This is a genomic window from Sporomusa aerivorans, from assembly GCF_041428895.1.
GTDB classification, from domain to species: domain Bacteria; phylum Bacillota; class Negativicutes; order Sporomusales; family Sporomusaceae; genus Sporomusa; species Sporomusa aerivorans.
This window is the reverse complement of record NZ_CP156926.1, coordinates 4,558,595-4,581,909: the sequence shown is the minus strand read 5'-3', so window position 1 is coordinate 4,581,909 and position 23,315 is coordinate 4,558,595. Positions and strand designations below refer to the sequence as shown.

Here is a 23,315-nt window from a genome sequence, read left to right as displayed (position 1 = left end):
ATAATGTGTAATGGCTTAATCTAATTGTTTTTTTGTAAAGGGGAGTTCATGAAGTCTTTTTATCTTGTACTTACACAATTGGAAATTTTCACTGTTATCATTTTCATAGGTATTATCGGGATAAAAACAAAAGCTTTAAACGAGAAGACTTTAAGTGATTTATCCAAGCTGATCATGCGTTTAATTCTTCCTATTATGATTTTTCATAAATCAATAAACGGTGCGACTCGTACCGATATACTCTTCTGTTTTACAGAAGTTGTCTTATCTACGATATTCATGTTTGGAGTACTTTTTTTTACTGGTTTCGTTCTTAAACGAATGTTTTCTTTAAGCGGAAATTACGGACGTGTTTTTCATGCTTCAACAATGTTCGGGAATGTGGGCTTTATCGGAATTCCCTTGATTCTGGGTATCCTGCCGGAGCGTGGAATGCTTTATATGGCTCTTTTCAGCATCGTTGATCAGGTATTGCTTTGGAGCATAGGTTTTCATCTGACTTTACCGCAGGAGAAACTGGAGCATAGTTCTTTGCTGGCAAATCTCAAGAACATATTAAATCCTGCAATGCTCGGGATTTTTTTAGCAATTATTTTCATTTTGATGGAATGGAAATTGCCTGTTACGTTAAATAAGGCTCTAGGAACTGTAGGTGATATGACAACGCCGCTATCGCTAATTTACATTGGTGGGACATTTTGTTTTTGCAATGTAAAAAGATTTGTAACTAAAGTAGAATATTACACGATTATAGTTATAAAAATGATAGCTATTCCACTGTTTGTATTTTCAATTTTGCGGTTTTTCCGGGTCCAACCGGAAATTATCATATTCATCACTATGCTTGCTGGAATGCCAAGTATGACTGCTATTGCAATGTTTGCGCGGATGAACGAGTCTGATGAGGGCTGTGCAGTCGGTGCTATCATGATTACGACAATTTTTTGCTTATTTACATTGCCACTAATTGCTTATCTTACAAGCTTATGGTAACCAATCCAGATCATTGGATATTTAGAGACAATAACAGCAATACCTCAACTTAACTTATGAGCTATTGCTGTTATTTTTTGTCTTCGATTGGCCTAAAATCTGACCATATAGGCTGAAGCAATCGCCTCCTGTATCATTTGGGTGGTAATCCCTTCCGTCCATTTATCAAAGTAGCATGGATAATTGGTTCCGCAGTTTGTACATTCTATATATTGATTTGCATCCTTTTGTTCCCGCTTATCATACATATAGGGCAGAAGCTCGTTGGTGTTATTAACGCCAGGGGCATTCCCGTCTATGCTATAGGAATATTCATAAGTAGCCTGGTATTTTAGTGTAAAATGGTTAGCGCTGCAAACTGGGCATACAACGTGAGTGTTATGATCCATATTCGTCACCTCTATTTTAATCTATTGATATGGTTTGGTTTTCTTAAGGAAATAAACTACATAAGACCAGTGGTGCCCTATTGCTATTATGTCCATAATTAGTAGACTAATGCTGACAGCTAGACCTCGGGGCCCGGGTGGCAGGCAGGTACTTAACTAGAGCATATTACCATAGTTCTGGAACATGAGAAAACTCCATGGTCATGTCATAATGCAAAGTGAAGAATTCCTTTATGTTGGAATTTTTCACTTTGCATTATTCTAAGAGTAATTTGTTTTTTCGATAACACCATCCTTTGACATCGTAAAATTTTAATAAATAACAAAAAATGACAAAATACAGCAATTGACAGATGATATTCTGTAGATATATAGCAATTTTTGGCTGCAATAGGAGGCGCAAAATATGTGGAAGAGATTGTCTTATCGATGGAAACTTTGCTTATTTATTATTCCGACAGTAGTATTTAGTTTAGTAACGGTGGGTATATTTTCTTACTACACCGTTAATAGCCTAATCGCAGACGAACTCAGTAAAAGTATGTTAGCAACAACAGAGCAAGCGGCAGACAATATCAATACCTGGATTAAAACACATTTGTTGGAAACCGAATCGATTGCATCGACACTAGAGGCCAAAGAGGTTAATAATAATTTTGGTCCAATAGATATTCTTAATACAAACCGTGGGAAAGCTTTAAGCGAGAAGTACCCGGGAGTATTTAATGTTTTTTTTGCCACTGACCGTAACGGAGTGACGCACGCCATATCACCAGAAGGAAATAATATGGTCAATACGGTAATTAATGTAAAGGATCGCGATTATTTTAAAGCGATAATGTCTGGCGGTCCTTCACAAATATCGCCGCCGTTAATAGCCAGGAATACTGGTTCAATGAATATATTTTTATCAGCGCCCGTAAAAGATGATAAAAATGTACCGCAGGGATTAATAGGTGTTGCTATCACAGTGAGTACTGTACAAAAGATAGCCGATAACCTTAAATGGGGACAAACAGGATACGGAATTATGATAGCGAAAGACGGGACCTTTATTCAGCACCCTGACAAAGACTTTGCAATGAAGCAAAAAATAACGGAGTCTAATGACCCGGCGACCAGAGAGTTAGGAACAAAGATGCTGGAAGGGAAATCTGGCGTTTTTCGCTTTACCGTTAATGGTGACAAGAAAATAGCCTTTTATCAGCCTGTTCCGGTTACCGGCTGGGCGGTAGCAACGGTAATTGATGAGGCGGAATTTTTTGCACCGGCTACCAGAATTTTAAAAGGAATGACAGTATTAATTTTAGTTGTGTTATCACTGATCACGGGCGTTATCTGGTTTGCGGCCAGACGTATGACAGGACCACTTAAAGATTTAGTCGGCTATGCGCAAAATATCGCTGACGGAAACTTGAAGGTTGAGGAAATAAAAGCGGATTCCAAAGATGAAGTTGGACAGTTGGCTTCAGCTTTTAATCATATGACAGCAAGTTTACGTACTCTTGTACAGCGCATTGGTTATACTACGCAGCAAGTGGCGGCTTCATCCGAAGAATTGACCGCCAGTGCTGAGCAGTCGGCTCAGGCCGCACAACAGGTCGCCGCTTCGATTAACAATGTATCTAACGGAGCCAGCGAGCAATTGGAGGCAGCCGACACGACATCGACTATTGTAGAGCAGATGTCGGCCGGTATCCAACAGGTAGCGGCCAACACAAACCAAGTTGCAGAACAATCGGCCCAAGCGGCTGAAAGGGCTAAAGAGGGTGGACAAACCGTCGAAAAGGCCGTTATACAGATGGGCCATATTGAGAATACTGTCAATACTTCCGCCGATGTAGTGGCCAAGCTGGGCGAGCGCTCCAAGGAGATCGGCCAAATTGTCGACACTATCTCCGGTATTGCCGGTCAGACAAATCTTCTTGCCCTCAATGCAGCTATCGAGGCGGCGCGGGCGGGAGAACAGGGCCGGGGGTTCGCGGTTGTAGCGGAAGAAGTGCGCAAGCTGGCTGAACAGTCCCAGGAGGCGGCCAAGAAGATCGCCGAACTGATTGGAGAAATCCAGGGCGATACTGATAAGGCTGTTGTGGCTATGAGCGAAGGAACTCGGGAAGTGAAAACCGGGGCTGAAGTGGTCAATGCAGCCGGAGTAGCTTTCCGGGAAATCGTGGAATTGGTTTCACAAGTATCGAGCCAGGTTAGAGAGAGCTCGGCGGCTATTCAGCAAATAGCTTCTGGCAGTCAACAGATTGTAAGATCGGTCAAAAAGATTGACGCTCTCAGTAAGACGTCGGCGGGCGAAGCCCAAACTGTCTCGGCGGCTACAGAGGAGCAACTGGCATCCATGGAGGAAATTGCGTCCTCCAGTGAAGCTCTGTCGAAGCTGGCTCAGGAACTCCATACAGAAGTGGCCAAGTTTCGCGTTTAAGTGAGAGGCGGCCAATAATATATAGCAGAAGAGCAACTGGTACTATTAACCTGGATAGCGAGGAATGCGGATAGTCATCACCCAGGTGAAAAGGAATCATCCAATACAAAAGCGCTACCAAGCTACCTGCTATACTACCCCTGAATCGGACGAAAAAGAAAAACACCTCTTATGTCGTATGGAAAAACTATACAACATGAGAGGTGTATTTTTTATGGAAAAAAAGGTGGATTATCCGACGTAACCTTCTTCAGCATTCTTATGACGGAATGTATTCGTCAGAGGACTATTCTCGAACAAGAATTTTATTAGATCACTAATTCAAAAAAGAGGTGCTTGGTATATAATTGAAGTAAAAATCTTATTTTTTATGGAGAGCTATGACAGAATACGATGTTACCATTAAGTAATAAGGGACAATTCGTTTTTACCCAAGGAAGCACGGGATAAATTTAAGTTATCACAGGTAGTAAAATTAAGATTATAGTTGATGGAGAAAATATTATTCTTAAACCTCGCACCGGAGCAAGTGGCCAAAGCGAACAGCCGGGGGATAGGGATTGGAGTGGGGAGATGCGATGAAAAACAGAACGGTATATATGTATGTTTTTGATACTATGGCTGATTGGGAATGGGGTTATGTAACCGCTGAATTGAAAACAGGGCGCTTTTTTAAAAAAGATATTCCGCCTTTTACTGTTAAAACGTTCAGTCTGACCAAAGAAACAATCGTAACAATTGGCGGAGTACGAATTATACCGGATAACTACGTTGAAGAAATTGTTCCAGAGGACTGTGCCTTACTGCTATTGCCTGGAGGCGAAACTTGGCTGGACCCGATGCATGCTCCGGTGATCGAAATAGTGAAGGATTTTTTGCTCGCTGGTATTCCCGTTGCAGCTATTTGTGGCGCCACAATTGCCCTTGCAGCCGCCGGAATTCTGGATCAGTATCTGCACACTAGCAACGATATTTCATATTTAAAAGCTGTATGTCCCCAATATAAGGGAGAGCAAAACTATCAATCAGACAGTGCGGTTACCGACCGCAATCTTATAACTGCCGGCGGGGTAGCTCCTCTTGAGTTAGCTTATCACGTCCTCAAAAGGCTGGCGGTTTGTTCTAATGAAACTTTGGATAGTTGGTACAAGCTTAATAAATTGCAGGATTCGCAATATTTTTATAAGCTTATGCAGTCTCTGCAAGGTGGGCTATGATGCTGGTAAAAAATATAATAACAAATGGCAGTCACAAGGATTTTATCAAGCTGGTTCAGTGCTTAGATACAGAGCTTCATAGTAGATATGGCCAATTGCAGCAGGAGTATGATAAACATAACACGTTAGAGAATATACAGGATGTGGTGCTGCTTTACCAGGACGGGATTCCCGTCGCTTGTGGCGCTTTTAAGAAGTATGATAGTAACACGGTGGAATTGAAACGTATTTTTGTTCAGCCCAGGCATAGAGGGCAAGGCTTAGCGAAGCAATTGATACAGTATTTAGAAGCGCTGGCTGCAGAACAAAATTATACCTGGGCGGTACTGGAGACAGGTATAAAACAACCTGAAGCCATTCATTTGTATAGCAGCAGAGGCTATGAAATAATAAACAATTATGGCCCTTATTCGGAAAATGAAAATAGTGTGTGCATGAAAAAGGCGTTGTCACAGCAGCGGCGGTAATAGGTACAGCAAGGGGCAGTGGATTTATAAAATAATTTTATGTTATGACAAGACCATAGAGGTGAATTAATGAAACAATTATTAACAATTTTTGTAACCGCTTTAATCAATATTTCATTTTCGCTAGTCTACGCTCAACCTGTTCAAAATAGTACTCAGCCTGCAAATCAGGCATTAAGAGAAATAAATTATCAACCAAAACTAATAACAGATATAAGTAATTATCTTGGGGATTATAAATTAGTAAATATTTCACTGGGCGCGAATCAAGAAATATATCTGTTAGCTGTGAATAGTGTTCCTGAACCTGAAAAAGGTTCAATTGCTACATTTCCTCCTTCAAAAACTCGCTCACTTCACAATTATAAGGTAGTAATAATAGCTAAAGATTCTACTGAGCAGTTTAAAATCGAAAATGAATCATGGAACTATCATTTTGTCCAACCCATAGATAATAATAATAATATTTTATTAGCCGGTGGCAGATCGCATTATTATAAGGATAATTCTTATGATAAAAATGGTAGAGTTTTTAATAAACAAGGTGATTTATTAAGAGATTTCTTATTGGGAGATGGAATTCAGGATTTGCAGGTAAGTTCTCAAAATAGTATTTGGACTAGCTATTTTGATGAAGGCGTTTTTGGTAACTACGGGTGGGAAGATCCCGTAGGTTCAGTGGGGTTAAGGGCTTGGGATGCTAATGGATATGAAATTTACAAATACGATAATAGTGGAAAGCACATTATTTCAGATTGTTATGCTTTAAATGTATTGGATGATAATAACGTATGGTTCTATTTTTATACGGATTTTGATTTAGCAAACAAACAACGTGAAAGTATGAAATATTATAAAACTAATATTGCAGGGGCAGATGGTTTTATAGTTTATGATAAATATGTTTTGTTCAGGGGCGGATACCGAAATCATAATAATTATTTCTTATACAAGCTTAACCCTGGCGGAATGAAGTTATTGGGTGAAGTGAAAATGTTTGATGAAGATGGAAAATTTATTGAAACTAATTTTTTTGCTTACAGAAGCTCAAGAATGATATTGCTATCAGGGATGAAGTTATACTCGGTTGACTTAAGTAAGTTATTAAGAAATGCCAAATTGAATTAGCTTCAAGGCAAATCAGGATTATCGAAAATGAATAAATAGGATGGAAGAATCAGAACTCAAAAGTATTAGTCTGGCCGGGATTAGAAAGATACGAAAGCACATTGTAAAAAAAGAAGATTATCCAATAAAGGTTAATCGCATGAAGAAGGAGAGATACGTATGCATGATTTTGCAATAGTCTCTAAATGGCTGGATAAAATATTATCTCAAGAACTTCCAAAGGGAATAGTAGCATTTAATTTTAATATATATGAAGGCTCAAATGGAACTTACGATGTACAGTTAATTGGTTCAGATGAATTCGACGAAAATGATGAGGATTGGGCATGCTCAGATTATTATTCATCAGGAGAAGATATTTGTTATATCAAAAGAATCAAAGAAATTGAGCAGTGGGAACAGGGCTTAAGCTTTATCACAAAGTTAGTTGAACAATATCTCATAGAAGGAAGAAATGCTGACAGCCTCAAAAGTGCATGTGTAATAGGCATTGGCTTTGTGGACGGAGATATCGGTATAATCTACCGCTCGGAATAATATATCATCAACAGCAAATCAGGGTAAATTTGTCTAGAAAGGATCGCCCCTTTCTTAGTTAGTAGAGTGTTATATGGGACGTGAAATATTGTGCCCTGTCTCTTCAAACCGCTGGCAAGGCACTTAATTTAAAAAACGCTTTCGGGTAAGACGGCCGTCTGGTCACGTGACTTGTTCTGAAAATGGTTGTCGACAATCCCATCCCTGTGACACTCTCATGGAGTTATTGATTCCCCAATTGTAGTTTTCAATGAAGAAGAACGCCCACGTGAGCCAGCTTCGAAGGGACGGAGAACTGTAATAGATTTGCTTGAAAAAGATTCGAGGATAGTAGGAATTGTGGCAGGTGTTAAATTATAATTATAGATAGGCTGTGATTAGGGTGTCCCTGTACTCCTGTTTTTCTTCTCCCTACCCGTATCATAAAAGCAAAGCGAAGAATTCCTTTATGTGGGAATTCTTCGCTTATTTTTGTTCTAAGAGTAATTTGTTAGCTGGAAAACGAAGCTTTGCCTATCAAACGGGTAGCTCAGAATTTCATCCGAGTTAGGCTTGGTGTTCGCCTCTAATAGTCTGATCATTGTCAATGTGGGACTGTGCATTCACAGTATGGCGTTTATTCAATATTGCAGCACCTAAAACAGCGGCAACTATCGTCAAGCTGAAAATCCATTTTAGCTGAGTGAGTAAAGGGATGTATTTAGCAATCAGTGAGTCCCCGGCTATCATGCCGCCTGCCGTCCAGGCGAGTATTGCGCCGCCAGCGTAAACTACTATAGGATAACGGTCTACTATCCTGATAAAGGCAGTGCTGCCCCAGATAATAAGAGGAATGGTGATGAGTATTCCTGTGGCAACCAGCACGAGATCGCCATGGGCTACACCGGCAACCGCCATGACATTATCGATACCCATGACTCCATCGGCGATCACGATAGTGCGTACAGCAGCGCTGAGGCTGGTATGTGAGGCTATAGTATTATGATCCTTCTTATCCGTCAACAGTTTATAGGCGATCCAGATTAGCAGGACGCCACCGGTCATCATTAAGGCGGGAATTTGCAATAACCATATTACTATCAGCGAGGAGACGAGACGGATGCTGATTGCACCGGCCGTACCCCAGAATATGGCTTTCTTCTGCTGTTCAGCAGGCAACTGGCGCGCTGCCATCCCAATCACGATAGCGTTATCGCCGGCAAGGATCAAATCAATAAAAATGATAGTCAGCAAACTCCACAAAAGATCGGTTGTTATAAATTCCATGATATTTTCCTCCTTTTAATTAAAAGGACCTTGCCTAGATTAGGCAAGGTCAGCTTAAAGTTCGGAAAATATAAAAGACCTTACCTTTATAGGCAAGGTCTCACCAGCACTTAAGGCCAGCAAAGCCGGGCTTTCGCCGCATTGTCGACTTTGCTTGTTGGTTACTCCCCTTGATATATTATAGTATTATTATATAAGGGATGAATAGTCACGTCAAGAGGAAATTGTTTTTAATGGAAAATGCTTTTTGATAACGGAGATGCAAACCTTAGAAATGATGTCGATAACCCCGTCCCCGCGACATTCCCGGTGTTTACACGATTACTTACCTAACTAGTTTAGCGGTGCTTGGCTTTAACCAGCTCAATTGCTTCTTTGCCACTCATGTGTTCAATAGTGAGCTCTATCATGCAAACAGCTTTAAACTCCCTTTCAATTTCCTGCAAGCGGCCCTGTTCATGGTCGGGGGAATATCTTGCAGATAAAGTTTCAAGGGCGCTTCTTCTTTCTGCTTCATCTACCAGAATACGAGCTTTGCCAAATACAATAACACTACGAAAATAACTTGTATATTCTTCCGGCACCACCTGATCCTTATCAATTACGCAAAAGGAAACCTTTTCGCTTCTGGCAATGGCATCCAGTTTATGACCTGATTTAGCACAATGAAAGAAAATCTTATTGTCATGATATACATAACTAAGCGGAACCGCATAGGGATAATCAGCATCCCCGGATACAGCTAACACACCTGACGTTCCACGATTTAGAACCTGTATATTTTCCGCTAAGGATAAAACCTGTTTTTTGCGACGCATTTCTCTAAACACCATAAAAACCTCTTTTATCAATAAAATAAAAAACGCCTGAAATTCATTCCTTCAAAGGCCTAACGGAATGAGTAAAAGACGTTTACCCGGCGGCAAATTTAATACATAGTTAGTATAACCTACTTAAGTTAATAAGTAAAGGCAAGCCTACCAAGGTACTTCCTCCAAGTCACTCTGTCACGGCAAGAGGAAACCGTTTTTAGGTAACGGAGCTTCGAGCCCTAAAAATGGTGCCAACAACTCCGTCCCCTGTGACATGCTGTAACTGCCTATTTTTAGGGTATACTAATATTGTGAATATGGGCTTTGCCAACAATAGTTCTAAGGAGCAGCGATATGACAGAATTCTGGGAGTCAAGTTTTATTGAAAAACAAACAATGTGGGGATTTGAACCTTCAGAATCCGCAATTCTGACAAAGGATTTTTTCCTTAAAAAGAAAATTAAAGACATATTGATACCAGGGTTTGGCTATGGTAGAAATGCAAAGGTTTTTATTGACCACGAAATTAATGTAACAGGAATAGAAATTTCAGAAACCGCGATTAATTTGGCAAGACAAAATGGAGTTAATACCAAAATCTATCATGGCTCAGTAACCGATATGCCTTTTGATAACAAACTTTATGACGGTATATTTTGCTATGCACTCATTCATTTATTGAATAATTTTGAGAGAGCGAAATTTATTAAAGATTGCTATAGCCAGTTAAAACCTAACGGATATATGATCTTTACAAGTGTTTCAAAAGAAGCTCCCATGTTTGGACAGGGCAAACAACTAGGTAAAGACTATTTCGAGATAATGAGCGGCGTAAAAATGTTCTTTTATGATTCTGATTCAGTAAAACAAGAATTTGGGAAATATGGTTTAGTAGAAATATCAGAAATTAATGAGGTAAGTGTTAATAAACCTTCAATAAAATTTACAATTATAAAATGTAAAAATGAACTATAAATATAACGTTAACTTCCTTCATCCCGGAGGGTTCTCGCTTTGTACCGTATAACAGGATGCGCTATCCTACTTAGGGCTGCGGGATACCTCCCCAAAGGCTCTCCCTGCCGCCGGTCTTCTTAGTGTTCACGCCGGTCAAGGAAAGCCTGTTCCGCTCTGAGGCACACCCCATTCCCCTGACACCTGTGGGTAAGACGACTGTCAGTCACGGGACTTGTTCTGAATATGGTGCCGACAACCCCGTCCCCGTTGTCCCCTTTTTCAATCATGAAGTACAGTTAGAGGAGAGATTTGCTTGCTTAAAATATGTATAATAAGCTTATTCATTTGCTAGTTTTAGGATTTATCCCTGTTGAAGCAAGTAATATTGCTATAGATGATATTGAGCCAATAGAATTTGGATATAAGTGTTCATGGCTTGCGATTAAAACAAATGATACGCAAAAGGTAGTCGAGTCTCTAAAGCTAAAGGATGTTAAAGAATCTGATTGGTCAAATGGTATCACCGCGGCATATCGTGATAATGGAGAAGTTTATGTAACTCCGCAAATAGGTGAGTGGATATTAATTATTGGTTGTTCTCTTCCTGATTCGGGAGATTCAAGATATCCCGATAAGATTACACCACTTCTTATCAAGCTAAGCAGTGAGTTTCCAGAAGTTCAGTATTTTGCCACGCATCGTACAATAGAATATCATGCTTGGGCAAAAGCGATTAATGGTCATATTATTCGAGCTTATGCTTATATAGGTGAGCAAGGTGTAACGATTTGGAATAAAGGGGAACAAACAAAAGAAGAGAAGGAGCTAAATTTTAACTTCTTTAATGAAAAAGTTCCTGAGGCTAATAACAGTACTTATTGGGAAAGGACGGATTTAAGATATCCCGATGAACAGGACGTAATTAAATTGGTTAGGAAGTGGATTAACGATAAATTTTTCCAAACTAAGATAATCAGCGAAAAGAACGGTATTATAGGAACATTAAAATGAATATTACAGGTTTTACTACTTACATACTAATCGTAAGCATCGGCCGATAAATGGAAAGAGTCTGGAGTGGACAGAAGGGACGTTCCTTTCATGACACATTATATAGTGACAAAAAAAGGAACGTCCCGTGCGCCAAGAAGCGCACGGAGTATAGCGGGTGTGAATCCCGCCTGAGAAGGTCTAGCCAACCACTCAGTATCTAGCCTTGGGACTGAAGCGGTAACGCCAGGTCTAAGCGTAGGCAGGAAAGGTAGTAGGCCGAAAGCATAAGCTGAAGATGTAGAATCCCGAAACTCTTAATGGGAAAGGTCGATGTATGGGACGAGCAGAAGACAACACTGGGCTTAGCGTAAAGGCGAGTTAAGCCCGGCGCCCCGGGATCGTAGGTCTTGGCATGCTGCACAACGTTACTTCGTGTGAACTTGGGAGACCCTGTCGTCCTCAAAAAAAAAAAAAAAAAGTATGGCCTACAAGTTGATGACGAGGAAGCCAAATAGATGTCAGGGAGTCGGATTACGCCATAGTACTGAGGAAGCAGAGTAATGCCTGCAGAGGGAAGGGCGTAACATAACAGTGCCCTTGAAAAGGGAAACAATGCTGCACTGGAGGCAGAGAGACATTGGAAACAAAACTGACAAGGATAGCCGAATTAGCCAAACGAAGACCGAGAATGAAACTGCAAGCACTAATTCATGCTCTTGACGAGAACAGTCTGAAAGCTGCCCATAGCAAATTGGCGGAAGATAGAGCAACTGGAATTGACGCTGTAACAAAAGAGGAATATGATGAGAAACTACAGGAAAACATCGATAATCTTCTGGAAAGAATGAAGCGGCAGGCATACAAGCCACAACCTGTAAAGAGAGCATATATCCCGAAAGGTGATGGCAAGAAAAGAGCGCTAGGAATACCAGCCTACGAAGATAAATTAGTGCAGAAAGCCCTCACTGAAATCCTGACAGTGATCTACGAAACGGAATTTCTGGACTGCTCGTATGGATTTAGACCGGGAAGAAACAGTCACGATGCGTTGAAGGAAGTCACTAGAATCATCGAAACAAAGAAGGTTAGCTACGTTGTAGATGCGGATATTAAAGGCTTCTTTGATAATGTAGAGCATGGGTGGATGATGAAGTTTTTGCAAGAACGAATTCAAGATCCGAATCTACTACGGCTGATACAGCGATTCTTGAGAGCTGGAGTCATGCAAGAGGGCAAAGTCTATGAAACCGATAGCGGAACGCCGCAGGGAGGAATTATCTCCCCAACACTAGCGAACGTGTACCTGCACTATGTGCTAGACCTATGGTTTACGGCGAAAGTAAAGCGAGAAAGCAGAGGCGAGGCATATCTGATAAGATATGCCGATGATTACGTATGCTTCTTCCAGTACCAAGACGATGCAGAAATCTTCTATGAAAAGATGATAGAAAGACTGAGAAAATTCAACTTAGAAATCGCCCAAGATAAAACAAAGATAATTGAATTTGGACGTTTCGCGGAAGAGCGACGAATCAAGCGCAATGGCAGAAAACCGGAAACATTTGATTTTCTTGGATTCACGCACTACTGTGGCAAAAGTAAGAACGGAATATTTCGCGTCAAGAGGAAAACCAGCAGGAAGAAATTCAAAGCGAAGCTAAAAGTAATCGCGCAATGGCTCTTTAAGAACATGCATATGGAAATGGGAGAATTAATCAAGCAAGTGAACGCCAAACTGACTGGACACTACCACTACTATGGGGTAACCGACAATAGCAGCGGCATTAATGCATATGGATACCGCGTACGGCGTAAGCTGATTGAAGTCCTCAATCGAAGGAGCCAGAAGAGGAGCCTGACTTGGGAAGGGTTTGCAAAACTCGAAGAGCGTTTTCCGCTTGCAAGAGCAAGAATTTATGTGAATATTTATGGCTAATTATCAGTAAATGCTGCTATGAAGAGCCGGATGCCTTAATAGGGCATGTCCGGTTCTGTGAGGGGGGCGCGCCGTGAGGCGTGCTTCTACTCGACCGTTGTTCATTCTTAATAAAATCAAATTAATGAAGAGCTATAAACACCCGGATATTTCGCCAACATACGATTTACCGGGTGTTTTGTTATGCAGCAAAATCAGTTTGAACTCAGACTAAGTGAATCCCGCAGATGTTTCGCGTCACTTTTTGGTGGTAACCCGAACATGCGTGCATATTCACGGCTAAACTGTGAAGGGCTCTCATACCCAACCTGGAAGCCTGCATCCGCGGCATTTATTTGCGACGACAACAAAAGGCGGCGTGCTTCCTGCAAGCGTAATTGTTTCTGATATTGCAGGGGACTCATCGCCGTAACTTGCTTAAAATGACGGTGCAGAGATGCAACACTCATGTTGGCGGCCATTGCTAAATTCTCAATACGCAGCGGTTTAGCAAACTCTTGCTTGATAAGGCGGGTGACTTCAGCGATTTTTCGGGCGTGACTGTCGCTTATTCCGATTTGTTTTAAAAAATCCCCTTGTTCGGCTTGAAGAATGCGATAAAATATTTCCCTTATTACGAAGGCGGCAAGCGCCGGAATATCCTGTGGCGTCTCCAGGAGCCTGACCAGCCTGCAGCATGCATCCAAAAGAGGCAGATTGATTTCTCCCACAAACATGCCTCGGTGCGAATTGCTTTCCACACTCATGGACAGGCCGGTATTTTGGATAATGTCAAAAATCAACTCCGGTTCGAAATGCAGGCTCATACATAATAGGGGAAATTGGGGATCGGCCTGCGTGATTTGCCCAATATGCGGCAAATCCAGCGATACTACCAGGTAATGGAACGGATCGTAACAATAACTGCTTTCAGCCACCATGAACTTTTTTGCTCCCTGAACAATAATGCACAAGGCCGGCCCTTGAACCGCATAGACAGGGCCTTCGAGATAGGAGGTACGAGAAAAGTGCAATGAGGCAATCGCTGTCGAATGACTTCCGTCGGTTGTGGCGTACCGTTTAATATGTTGAACCAATTCTGTCTGTTTTTCCGTAATCTTATCTATATCCACACTTGTTGCCATGATTAATTCACCTCTTCTTTCGATAAACACCGGTGAAATTTGCTGCTTAACATATTTAAATTTTAGCATGCTTGATATAATTAGGCAATGTTTTGAGTAGAATGCTCTACCGCCCCAAGTTCTTAATGGTGGATAATAAGGGTAGTCAGAAAAACACCTGTCATAGTGCGTGACTTTTTTGTGCAATATACCGCGAAAATATTGAGAGGAGAATGACCATTGAAAAAATCGATTGTAGCAAAAACGTTTGGAATGCCTATGCCAGTATGGCTTGTCGGCACATATGCAAGTTGTCGAGATTGGCAGTGAAACTCAATTCATCGGTGAAATCCTGGATGTTAAGGCAGAAGAAAATGTACTCGGTGAAAACGGGCTGCCGGTTGCCAAAAAGCTAAATCCGCTAATTTACAGTTCGACAGACCGGATGTATTACGATATTGGATCTGCCTTAGGCCCGATCTACGCAACAAAAAATATCGACGGAACATTAACAAGAATTCGTTAGGAGGAAAACACAATGTATGTAATAACAGGTGCAACTAGCCGAACAGGAAGTGTCGTGGCAAATTACTTAATAGAGAAAGGACAACAGGTAAGGGTGCTTGGCCGGGATGCAGAACGGCTGGCTACGTTTGCCGACAAAGGTGCTGATGTCTTTGTTGCTGAGCCAGCAGACCAGGCAGCGCTGACGGAGGCTTTCACCGGGGCAAAAGCAGTCTATGTCATGCTCCAGCCTAACTATATTGCTACAAGCAACAACTTTCGCGCCTATCAGGACCGGATCATGGATGCGATTATGCCTGCTTTGGAAAAAGCGACAGTAAAATACGCCGTTTCCTTAAGCAGCTGGGGCGCTGATAAACATGAAGGAACCGGACCCGTCGCCGGTCTGCACCAGCTTGAGCAACGTCTGAACCGCATTGCCGGTTTGAATGTGCTTCATATACGTCCAGGCTACTTCATGGAAAATACCTTTTCCCAGGTCGACAATATTCTAGCTCGTCATACAGCAGCAGGCCCGTTTAGTCCCAATGTAAAGTTTCCTTTTATTGCTACACAGGATGTCGGCTTTGCCGCCGGAGAGGCCTTGTTGAAACTTGATTTTCAGGGCAAGCAAATCCGCGAACTTCACGGAAACCAGGATCTTACAATGCTCGAAGTTGCCACCATTATTGGAAAAGCCATTCAACATCCCGGTCTAACTTATGTTCAGGATTCCAAAGAAAAAACCCGGCAGGATTTGCTGGACCTCAATTTTTCCGAACACATCATTCAACTCATTCTCGAAGTGGCAGACGCAATGAATGCGGGCCATATACAAATGTTGAATCCACGCTCGGCAGACAACTCGACGCCCATATCTTATGAAAGGTTTGTCAACGAAACGTTACTGCCATTGTATAAACTAAAGAAACAGTAACAACTGGTTGCGAGTCAACTTACTGCACAAAGGATGGATATCCTGAGACACAATAGAAGCACACAAAGTATAATCCCACAAATTAAGTAAACGTAGTTGACGGCTATACAGTGGAAAGAAGAATCAAGGGATGACATAGTTTATGCTGCAGTTGATAGCTCATTGAAAAATGATTTCTACTTCCGCAGCATAAATTATGTAATATTTTAAATAAATCTGCCATATTAGTCTTATTTTTGTATGTTCGATTCTCTAAGGAGTGAATGGCATGGAGAATAAAATTAAATACGTATATTCAACTCTGCTTGCAAAAGAGTGGAGAAAGCTGGCGAATTTCTACATTGACGTATTTCAGTGCCAGCCACGCTCAGATGAATTTAATTTTTCAGGCAAATGGCTGGCTGGACTGACTGAATTGAAGAATGCAGGAATTAGCGGAATTCAATTGGTTTTGCCAGGTTATGAAGATGGTCCGGCTATTGAAATCATCAGCTATGATCAAACCAGTTTAAGAAAACACGATATAATACCCAATCTTCAGGGGGTTACTAGTTTAGTATTTCATGTAGACTCAGTTGATAATATCCTGCGAAAGGCTCTGGCCCATGGTGGTCAACAGTTAGGTGCAACCGTAACAGAAGATACTGATAATCTAGGGAAATTTTCGGCGGCCTATATTCGCGATCCGGAAGGCAATATCATCGAAGTAATACATTTCGTTAGATAGAACAGAATATCCATCTTTCAGGCTTTGTTATATTTTCCTTGTACCAGAGTAACCTGTATTAAGTGGCAAAGTGAATGCGAAATAAAGGTGATGTAATAATCTTTTCTTGATGTTTGTGAAGAAAAGGAAATAGATCAGTTAAGACTGAATATATAAATCGGTATTTGACTGAAAAAGGAATGGGAATCAATGATCTGAGAAATATAACTAATAAACTACTAAGAGAGGATCTGGTAAAGCTGCTTATGGAGAAATCCAACCTCTCTCTAAGAGGAATTCCAGCGATCTTAGGCATGAACCGTGAAATGATTAGAAGATTGGCTGTGTCGAAGGACCTGTCCCCTTGACACACTTAGTTGGTAAGAAAATGAAGTCTTTTAGAGGTGTTATAAAAGTATGAGGCTAACAGTTTCAAGGCATGGTAATTCGACTAGTATATACATTTATTTTAGAGAATTTGATGGAACTACAGTAAGAACAATAGTCAATCTTTTAGGAAATCTGTTGTATGATGATAAAAATAATTGGATTGGTATTGAGGTGTTAAATACTACCGTTTTAGAAGATAGAATTCAATTGCCACAAATGAAAACTTCTTATATCGCAAAAAACTCAGATATATTTATGCAAAGTGAAGAAAAAATTATAGCAATTTTTGATAAAAGGATCAAAGTTTATGAAAGGCAATTTGTATTTTGTAATGTTGATTATAACGGTGTTGGCGGATTGCAAGGAGTAGAAATACTTGTAGAACATTTTACAGGGAACATGGATATAGCCAATCAATAGATAGATAGGACTGGATGCCCTACCTATATCGGGAAGGATATTGACTGGCTAGAAAATGTCTCTTCACTTCATTTTTTAAGGAAGCAATATGAAGATTGTATTAATGGATTTATGAGTGATTGTAATTCTGAGTAACGGCAAGGTAAGCGTAATGATATCTTTAGATGATGTTATTCGATTGGAAACTAATGAAGATAGCAAACTGCTGGTTTTACAAGCTAAGTATCTGGTGCAACAACATTATACATTTTCTGTAAGGGTTATTTCTGGTGAGTTCAGCGGGAAGAGTCATTTTTGTTTTTCTGTAAATGAAATACGCAGGCTTATCATGGACTTAGATGAAATGCGAAAAACCTTAGATGGTACGACTGTGATTAGGGATTATGATTCAGACGCTTTTCTAGAATTTCGTATGCTTGACCATGGACATTTTGAAGTCGGTGGACAAGTTGGGAGTTCTGGTGATGACCACTTTATGACTTTCAAATTTGTGACTGACCAAACAGCTATACAACCTTTTATAATAAGAATTACAAGGCATATTGAAAGTATCGGTGTAAATTTTGTTTATACTAACTACAACTTGTCATGTTATGGAACTAATTCTGGAGGTGGTTTTCAGGCGCGGGACGCAAATTAGACGGGCGAAATGCCCGTCTAATGAGTTTGGGGCTCGCAAGACTTATGATTTCAGAAAGGAATCAGGCAGAGCTCCTGTAACCATAGCATGATGGCAAGCATATTATGCAGCAAAAATGTCAAAATGGGCAGGAACTATGTTTAATCAAAACATGGTCCTGTCCCCGTGTTTTCTGTAATTTGTAAGCAATTTGTCACAAACCTGTAAGGTTTACTTGCTAGAATTAAAATTACTAATAGGAATAACAGGAGGGGAAAGCCATAGCTTTAAAAGGATGGGACAGTAGTTTCAGTGTAAACATTCCGAATCTTGATAATGATCATAAGAAAATGGTTGATATGATTGGTCAACTGCATCAGGCAATGAGCCAGGGAAAAAGCAAGGATCTGCTAAACCCACTGATAAACGAGTTAGCGAACTACACTGTGTCTCACTTCAGCGCCGAAGAAAAATATTTGAGCGAAAAAAATCATCCTGATCTTGCCGTGCAGAAAACGCAACATCAAGTTTTTTTGGGAAAAATCAATGAGTTTAAAGCTAACGTTCAAAACGGACAGACCGCAGTGGCAATACAGTTATTGCCTTTCCTGAACCAATGGTTTTTAGGACATATTATGAAAATGGATATGAATTATAAACTGTAGCAAAGCCGCCTGCGGGTTCGTCCTGCTGGACGGCTTTTTGTTGGCGGGACAAAAGGGTTATCTTGTCCCGCCAGATAGAGTGTAGGTGCTGTGGGACGAGGAATCTGCCGCAGCAGTGAAATCATTTTTTTAGTCCTTCCTTTGCTTTTGTAAATGGTAAACTAAAATACAGAGTTTTAAGCCAGTAGAACTACAAACTTTCTCGCCACAAAGCACACAGTTTTTCGCCAATAACTACACAGTTTCCAGTCAGCTGATACAATAGAAGCACGCTGAGTATGGAGGCTGCTAGAAATGAAGGGATATTCTGTGTATAGCAAAATACATCAACTAAAAGAACGCGGATTCCGAAAAGATACCGTGGCGAAAAGTCTTGGCATCAACTGGAGAACAGTGGACCGCTACTGGAATATGACGGTGGATGAGTATGAATCTAATGTCGCCACGGTCTGCAAGGTCAGGCTGCTAGACGATTACCAGGACACAATCATCAGCTGGCTACGGGATTATCCTACGCTTAGCGCAGCACAGGTTTGTGATTGGTTAAAAGAACACTACAGCGCGACCTTTAGCGAACGAACGGTCTCTCGGTATGTAAAGAACCTGCGGAATGAGTATGATCTGCGCAAAGCACTCAATCAACGAGATTATGCAGCTGTTCCTGAATTGCCAATGGGGCAGCAATTGCAAGTAGACTTTGGCGAGAAGTGGCTGAAAAATGTAGACGGTGGCCGCATCAAGGTCTATGCTGCAGCTTTTGTTCTGGCACATTCCCGTTTTAAATATGCCGAATTACAGAGCCGCCCCTACACCGCTTCGGATTTGGTGCGAGTATGTCACCAATGCTTCAGGTATATGGGCGGAATGCCGCAAGAGATGGTTTTTGACCAGGATAGTATCGTTTGCGTGGCAGAAAATGCCGGTGATATCATACATACTTATGAATTTGAAAAACTTCGGCAGGAGTGCAAACTGAGTATTTATATGTGCCGTGGTGCTGACCCTGAAAGCAAGGGGAAGGTGGAAAGCACCGTGAAATATGTGAAAGGCAATTTTCTGGAAAACCGGCTTTACGTGGATGATGATATTCTAAACAGCAGCTGCCTGGATTGGTTGGAGCGTACCGCAAACGCAAAAATTCACGGAACAACAAAGCGTGTGCCTGCCGAAGTATTTGCCGAAGAACGGGAATACTTACGGCCGCTGGTCGATTGCGCAGAAAATAACGGCGCTCACCTATGTAGAACTGTCCGCAAGGACAATACCGTTATTTATGACAGCAACCGTTATTCCGTTCCACTTGGCACTTACAATGCGCAAAAAGAGGTTTGTATTGTGCCCAAAGATGGCATTTTATACATTCAGACTGTATTTGGCGATCGCATTTGCCAACATCGCATTTCCAACGGTCGGGGTCTGCTCATCCAAAGCAGAAGCCACCAGCGCGACAGAACCAGCTCTCTGAACCAGATGCAGGTTGCACTGGGTACGCTTCTTCTTGCCAAGGCGGATGACTTTCTCCAAACGATCCGTACAGAGAAATCCCGGTATGCCAGAGATCAATTTAAGCTGATCCATACGCTCTGCGACCAATATGCTGTAGACGCTGTCCTGGAAGCTGTAGGTTTTTGCCAGTACAGTAACCTTTACAGCGCGAATTACATAAAAGACTATCTGGAACACAATGCCTTTAAACAACCCCAGCCGCCAGAGTTGCCCCTTCCGATGAGCAATGCAAAGTATCATGTGACAACGCAAAAGCGCTCGCTTGATGTCTATGCCAAGGAAAGTGGTGACCGATGATGATGCGGCCAATTGACCGGGTAACTGGACTACTTTCTGATTTACGCATGACTCCCGTGGATTTTGAAGCACTTTTTGCAGGTAAAAATTCACTAACACCCGTGGAGAGTGTAGAACTGTTTTTACTGGAACAGCAACGGCTTCGAGTACAAAAACAGAATCTGCTACGCCGCCGCAGAGCAAGCCTGCCTGCTGAGAAAACCATGGATTCTTTTGATTTCGGTTTTCAACGCAGTGTTTCCAAGGAACAGATGTTGCGGCTAAGTGATATGACGTGGGTTGAACAAGCATACAATGTTTGCTTGTTGGGGCCTCCCGGCGTTGGTAAAACCCATCTTGCTTTGTCCCTGGCGGTGAAGGGGCTGAACTTGGGTTATGCAGTGGCGTTTGAAACCTTGGATACCCTTATGAAGATTCTAAAAACGTCCGAAATTTCCAGAGCCAGCAAACGTCGACTCAGATATTTAAGTAAGGCTGCTCTGGTGATTGTTGACGAAGTTGGGTTTATGCCACTCTCCCCGGCAGAGGCTAATTTATTCTTTAGCTTTGTGTCTTCTATGGCCGAGCGTACTTCGATGATTATTACATCAAACAAAGGGTTCGACGAGTGGGCTGAGTTCCTTGGCGATGCAACGATTACAACAGCCATTCTTGACCGCCTAATCCACCACTGCGAGATTATCAATATGACTGGTGACAGTTATCGCTTAAAGCACCGCAAAAGTATTACTTGAAAAACTCTGCACTTTGTGGCGGAAAACTCTGCATTTTGATTGACTGCTTACAGCTTTTGGCAAAAGAACTTCACGAAAGGCGCGGTCATGCTCCTCATAGAAAGATTTTTCAAATCCATGTCCAGCGGTGCTTGCAAAAAACTGTTTAGTGAATTCGAGAGTGTCAACAGGTGCCTCGAGGATTATTTCTGCTAATGTTGTTGCTCTCTGAATTAAAGTTCCATCATCAACAATTTCACTTACCAAACCCATCCGCAATGCTTCTGATGCACTAATCTTTCGACCAGTTAAACAGACTTCGCGAGCTAGACCTTCGCCGATAATCCATCTAAGCGGTGTAATAATTGGAGGCGCTCCAAATTTTATCTCAGGGTGTCCAAAGAGCGCGTTCCCAGAACAAATTCTTATATCGCAAAGAGTTGCTAAGTCAAAGCCTCCTCCCAACGCTGGACCGTTAATCGCGGCAATAACAGGTTTAGTAAAGTTCCAAATATCTCTATGATACTGGGATGATGAGACAAATAATTCGTCAAACAGTTCTGGCTGATTGAACTCTGACAGATCAAACCCTCCGCTAAAAGTAGAACCGGCTCCGGTAATTATAACAGCACCAACAGTTGAAGATTTCCATGTATTTAAACAAGTTGAAATTTCGCGGCGCATCTCGATCGATATAGCATTACGTTTTTCCGGCCGATCTAATACGATAATTCCGATTCGTCCCGCTATCTCTTCAATATGTATACTGTTAAAGCCCATTTCCACGCCTCCTGTTTTTTGGTTCCCTGGCGAGTTACATCTGTACAAGCTGCAGAAACGGCCATCTGTTTTTGGATATTGGTACCATTTACGCGAAGTTTGAGATGCTCTCGAAGAACCTGGACTCTGGTTGAAAAATTAAATATGGATTTTTTCCTGGTCATTCATGGAATATCCGTCTCTAAAACTAACATCATTCATATCTAATGCAGTATTCTTTATTTCAATATCTTTAAGTTTTTTTACTGCCCCATAAGCTTCCTTTAGCGAAAGCTTGTCGCCGTTCCCGGAAATAACCCATAGAGTTTTATACCCCCTGGGTATTGATCTAAGCTCATCTTCACCTTTGCCATCAGTAAAATACACCAGCAGATCCATCTTGTGAGTATTGGCATATTCAAAAACTGGGGTAAATTTAGTGCCTCCTCTTATATTAATTCTATCTTTTACATCCTTTACAGATTTGACTTTATACACACGTCTGATTTCACTGTCACATTCGATAATGGTAACCTCATGATTATAATTTCTTACCATAGCGAATACTTCTTTAATGGCCTGGTTAAATTCCTCATCACTGATGCTCCCGCTTATATCAAGCGCAACAGCAATTTTGGCTTTATGACTGCTAAGCTGACCTCTTAAATCTAATCTATCGGGCTGTCGCCTGTTTCTTCGTGCTATAGTCTTCTTTTTATTACTTTCAACAGCTCCCATTAACCTCTTAAGATATAGATTCCAAGGCAATTCACCCTTGCTATTTTTAAGCTTTGCTAGCATGTTTTCTAAATAATTTGGAATACTGCCTTTGTGAGAATTAGCAATAAACTTCTCAGTAAATTCTTTAAGTGTCTTTTCATCTATATCATTGGATTCTTCCCAAATATCATGGGTTTTTTCAGGATTATAATCAGTTTCTATTTTTTCAGCTGAATTACTCTCATCCTCTGTTTCATCTTCAGCTGTTTCCAGTAGGTCTAGGGCGGTTTGAAGTTTTTCTACATAGTATTCAAAAGGTTCAAAGGGCAGGAGTTTTAAAGAATAATTTAAATTTACCCATTCTAATGTAACCGCATAGGGCGGGAGATGCTCTAAATATGTATTTACTACAATATTCATTGCCATATTAACAGCTAATGGGCTATAGCCAGCCTTAAATTCTTTTGCTCTTATTAAATGCATGGATACTATATGGAGTATTTCGTGTTTAATGGTAGTCTCCATTTGTTTTATAGTAAGATTCAAAAAAATTAGGGGATTAAAATAGATAACATAGTTAGCTCCTTTAAAATTCACAGCGGTGGGACTGCTTATATCAAATCGTATTTCTCTTGACATTTGCAGCAAAAAATATCCATAGAAATTATCTTTGTCTTCCATAAGACTTACATTTACTTTATCTACAAGGCTAAAAAACTCTTTTTGAAAATCTTTTGGTATACTTAGCTTAGTCTTAGGGTCTAGACGTTTTGCCTTTAAAAAAACGTCAATAATTTTGTTGGCTTGTTCATAAAGCCCTTTTGCCAGGGTTTCAAAATGTGTTTCCATA

At 41.1% G+C, this 23,315-nt stretch carries 23 protein-coding genes; 17 read left to right on the top strand and 6 right to left on the bottom strand.

Annotated features, from left to right (window positions below):
* The first annotated feature begins 48 nt into the window (after positions 1–48).
* Positions 49–993: an AEC family transporter gene (locus tag SATMO3_RS22145; protein ID WP_371371939.1), complete on the top strand. Its 945-nt coding sequence runs from the start codon at positions 49–51 to the stop codon at positions 991–993.
* 92 nt (positions 994–1,085) lie between these two features.
* Here the strand turns inward: SATMO3_RS22145 and SATMO3_RS22140 are convergent, their stop codons facing one another.
* Positions 1,086–1,382 (bottom strand): hypothetical protein, encoded by a 297-nt coding sequence (locus SATMO3_RS22140; RefSeq protein ID WP_371371938.1) that lies wholly within the window; start codon positions 1,380–1,382, stop codon positions 1,086–1,088.
* A gap of 406 nt (positions 1,383–1,788) precedes the next feature.
* On the opposite strand from SATMO3_RS22140, the gene SATMO3_RS22135 reads away from it, so the two are divergent.
* From SATMO3_RS22135 to SATMO3_RS22115, 5 genes are all read left to right on the top strand, one after another.
* Positions 1,789–3,813, top strand: coding sequence for a methyl-accepting chemotaxis protein (locus SATMO3_RS22135; RefSeq protein ID WP_371371937.1), 2,025 nt, complete (start codon positions 1,789–1,791; stop codon positions 3,811–3,813).
* A 599-nt stretch (positions 3,814–4,412) separates the two neighbouring features.
* Positions 4,413–5,030 carry a type 1 glutamine amidotransferase family protein gene (locus SATMO3_RS22130; RefSeq protein ID WP_371371936.1) on the top strand — a complete coding sequence of 206 codons (618 nt, stop codon included), beginning with the start codon at positions 4,413–4,415 and terminating at the stop codon, positions 5,028–5,030.
* Positions 5,027–5,497, top strand: coding sequence for a GNAT family N-acetyltransferase (locus tag SATMO3_RS22125; RefSeq protein WP_371371935.1), 471 nt, complete (start codon positions 5,027–5,029; stop codon positions 5,495–5,497). Before SATMO3_RS22130 ends, SATMO3_RS22125 begins: the two co-directional genes overlap by 4 nt.
* Positions 5,498–5,566: 69 nt before the next feature.
* Positions 5,567–6,625 carry a hypothetical protein gene (locus tag SATMO3_RS22120; RefSeq protein WP_371371934.1) on the top strand — a complete coding sequence of 353 codons (1,059 nt, stop codon included), beginning with the start codon at positions 5,567–5,569 and terminating at the stop codon, positions 6,623–6,625.
* Between the two features lie 159 nt (positions 6,626–6,784).
* Positions 6,785–7,162 (top strand): hypothetical protein, encoded by a 378-nt coding sequence (locus tag SATMO3_RS22115; RefSeq protein ID WP_371371933.1) that lies wholly within the window; start codon positions 6,785–6,787, stop codon positions 7,160–7,162.
* Between the two features lie 546 nt (positions 7,163–7,708).
* Here SATMO3_RS22115 and SATMO3_RS22110 read toward each other — a convergent pair.
* Both SATMO3_RS22110 and SATMO3_RS22105 read right to left on the bottom strand, forming a co-directional pair.
* Positions 7,709–8,428: a TerC family protein gene (locus SATMO3_RS22110; protein ID WP_371371932.1), complete on the bottom strand. Its 720-nt coding sequence runs from the start codon at positions 8,426–8,428 to the stop codon at positions 7,709–7,711.
* 338 nt (positions 8,429–8,766) lie between these two features.
* Positions 8,767–9,258 (bottom strand): pyridoxamine 5'-phosphate oxidase family protein, encoded by a 492-nt coding sequence (locus SATMO3_RS22105; protein WP_371381767.1) that lies wholly within the window; start codon positions 9,256–9,258, stop codon positions 8,767–8,769.
* 336 nt (positions 9,259–9,594) lie between these two features.
* Between SATMO3_RS22105 and SATMO3_RS22100 the strand changes: the two genes are divergently transcribed.
* From SATMO3_RS22100 to ltrA, 3 genes are all read left to right on the top strand, one after another.
* Positions 9,595–10,215, top strand: a complete 621-nt coding sequence (locus tag SATMO3_RS22100; protein ID WP_371371931.1) for a class I SAM-dependent methyltransferase — start codon at positions 9,595–9,597, stop codon at positions 10,213–10,215.
* Between the two features lie 306 nt (positions 10,216–10,521).
* The gene (locus SATMO3_RS22095) at positions 10,522–11,208 is read left to right on the top strand and encodes a hypothetical protein (protein ID WP_371371930.1); all 687 of its coding nucleotides are present in this window, start codon (positions 10,522–10,524) and stop codon (positions 11,206–11,208) included.
* A gap of 619 nt (positions 11,209–11,827) precedes the next feature.
* Positions 11,828–13,126, top strand: a complete 1,299-nt coding sequence (gene ltrA / locus SATMO3_RS22090; protein ID WP_371371929.1) for a group II intron reverse transcriptase/maturase — start codon at positions 11,828–11,830, stop codon at positions 13,124–13,126.
* Between the two features lie 194 nt (positions 13,127–13,320).
* Here the strand turns inward: ltrA and SATMO3_RS22085 are convergent, their stop codons facing one another.
* Positions 13,321–14,250, bottom strand: a complete 930-nt coding sequence (locus SATMO3_RS22085) for an AraC family transcriptional regulator N-terminal domain-containing protein (protein WP_371371928.1) — start codon at positions 14,248–14,250, stop codon at positions 13,321–13,323.
* A 283-nt stretch (positions 14,251–14,533) separates the two neighbouring features.
* On the opposite strand from SATMO3_RS22085, the gene SATMO3_RS22080 reads away from it, so the two are divergent.
* The 8 genes from SATMO3_RS22080 (at position 14,534) to istB (ending at position 21,007) form a co-directional block, all read left to right on the top strand.
* A complete protein-coding gene (locus tag SATMO3_RS22080; protein WP_371371927.1) occupies positions 14,534–14,755 on the top strand; it encodes a hypothetical protein in 222 nt (73 codons plus the stop codon).
* A 12-nt stretch (positions 14,756–14,767) separates the two neighbouring features.
* Positions 14,768–15,670: an NAD(P)H-binding protein gene (locus SATMO3_RS22075; RefSeq protein WP_371371926.1), complete on the top strand. Its 903-nt coding sequence runs from the start codon at positions 14,768–14,770 to the stop codon at positions 15,668–15,670.
* Between the two features lie 268 nt (positions 15,671–15,938).
* Positions 15,939–16,397, top strand: a complete 459-nt coding sequence (locus tag SATMO3_RS22070; RefSeq protein WP_371371925.1) for a VOC family protein — start codon at positions 15,939–15,941, stop codon at positions 16,395–16,397.
* Between the two features lie 396 nt (positions 16,398–16,793).
* Positions 16,794–17,186 carry a hypothetical protein gene (locus tag SATMO3_RS22065; protein WP_371371924.1) on the top strand — a complete coding sequence of 131 codons (393 nt, stop codon included), beginning with the start codon at positions 16,794–16,796 and terminating at the stop codon, positions 17,184–17,186.
* Positions 17,187–17,301: 115 nt separating this feature from the next.
* Positions 17,302–17,826 (top strand): hypothetical protein, encoded by a 525-nt coding sequence (locus SATMO3_RS22060; protein ID WP_371371923.1) that lies wholly within the window; start codon positions 17,302–17,304, stop codon positions 17,824–17,826.
* A 260-nt stretch (positions 17,827–18,086) separates the two neighbouring features.
* The gene (locus tag SATMO3_RS22055) at positions 18,087–18,470 is read left to right on the top strand and encodes a bacteriohemerythrin (protein WP_371381766.1); all 384 of its coding nucleotides are present in this window, start codon (positions 18,087–18,089) and stop codon (positions 18,468–18,470) included.
* Positions 18,471–18,764: 294 nt separating this feature from the next.
* Positions 18,765–20,273: an IS21 family transposase gene (gene istA / locus SATMO3_RS22050; RefSeq protein ID WP_371371065.1), complete on the top strand. Its 1,509-nt coding sequence runs from the start codon at positions 18,765–18,767 to the stop codon at positions 20,271–20,273.
* Positions 20,270–21,007, top strand: coding sequence for an IS21-like element helper ATPase IstB (gene istB / locus SATMO3_RS22045; RefSeq protein WP_371371064.1), 738 nt, complete (start codon positions 20,270–20,272; stop codon positions 21,005–21,007). The genes istA and istB overlap by 4 nt, the downstream gene beginning before the upstream one ends.
* Here istB and SATMO3_RS22040 read toward each other — a convergent pair.
* Together SATMO3_RS22040 and SATMO3_RS22035 are read right to left on the bottom strand one after the other, a co-directional pair.
* Positions 20,981–21,766, bottom strand: coding sequence for an enoyl-CoA hydratase/isomerase family protein (locus SATMO3_RS22040; protein ID WP_371371922.1), 786 nt, complete (start codon positions 21,764–21,766; stop codon positions 20,981–20,983). The genes istB and SATMO3_RS22040 overlap by 27 nt on opposite strands.
* Positions 21,767–21,904: 138 nt before the next feature.
* Complete coding sequence (locus SATMO3_RS22035) at positions 21,905–23,314, bottom strand: VWA-like domain-containing protein (protein ID WP_371371921.1); 1,410 nt, start codon at positions 23,312–23,314, stop codon at positions 21,905–21,907.
* Position 23,315: the final 1 nt, after the last annotated feature.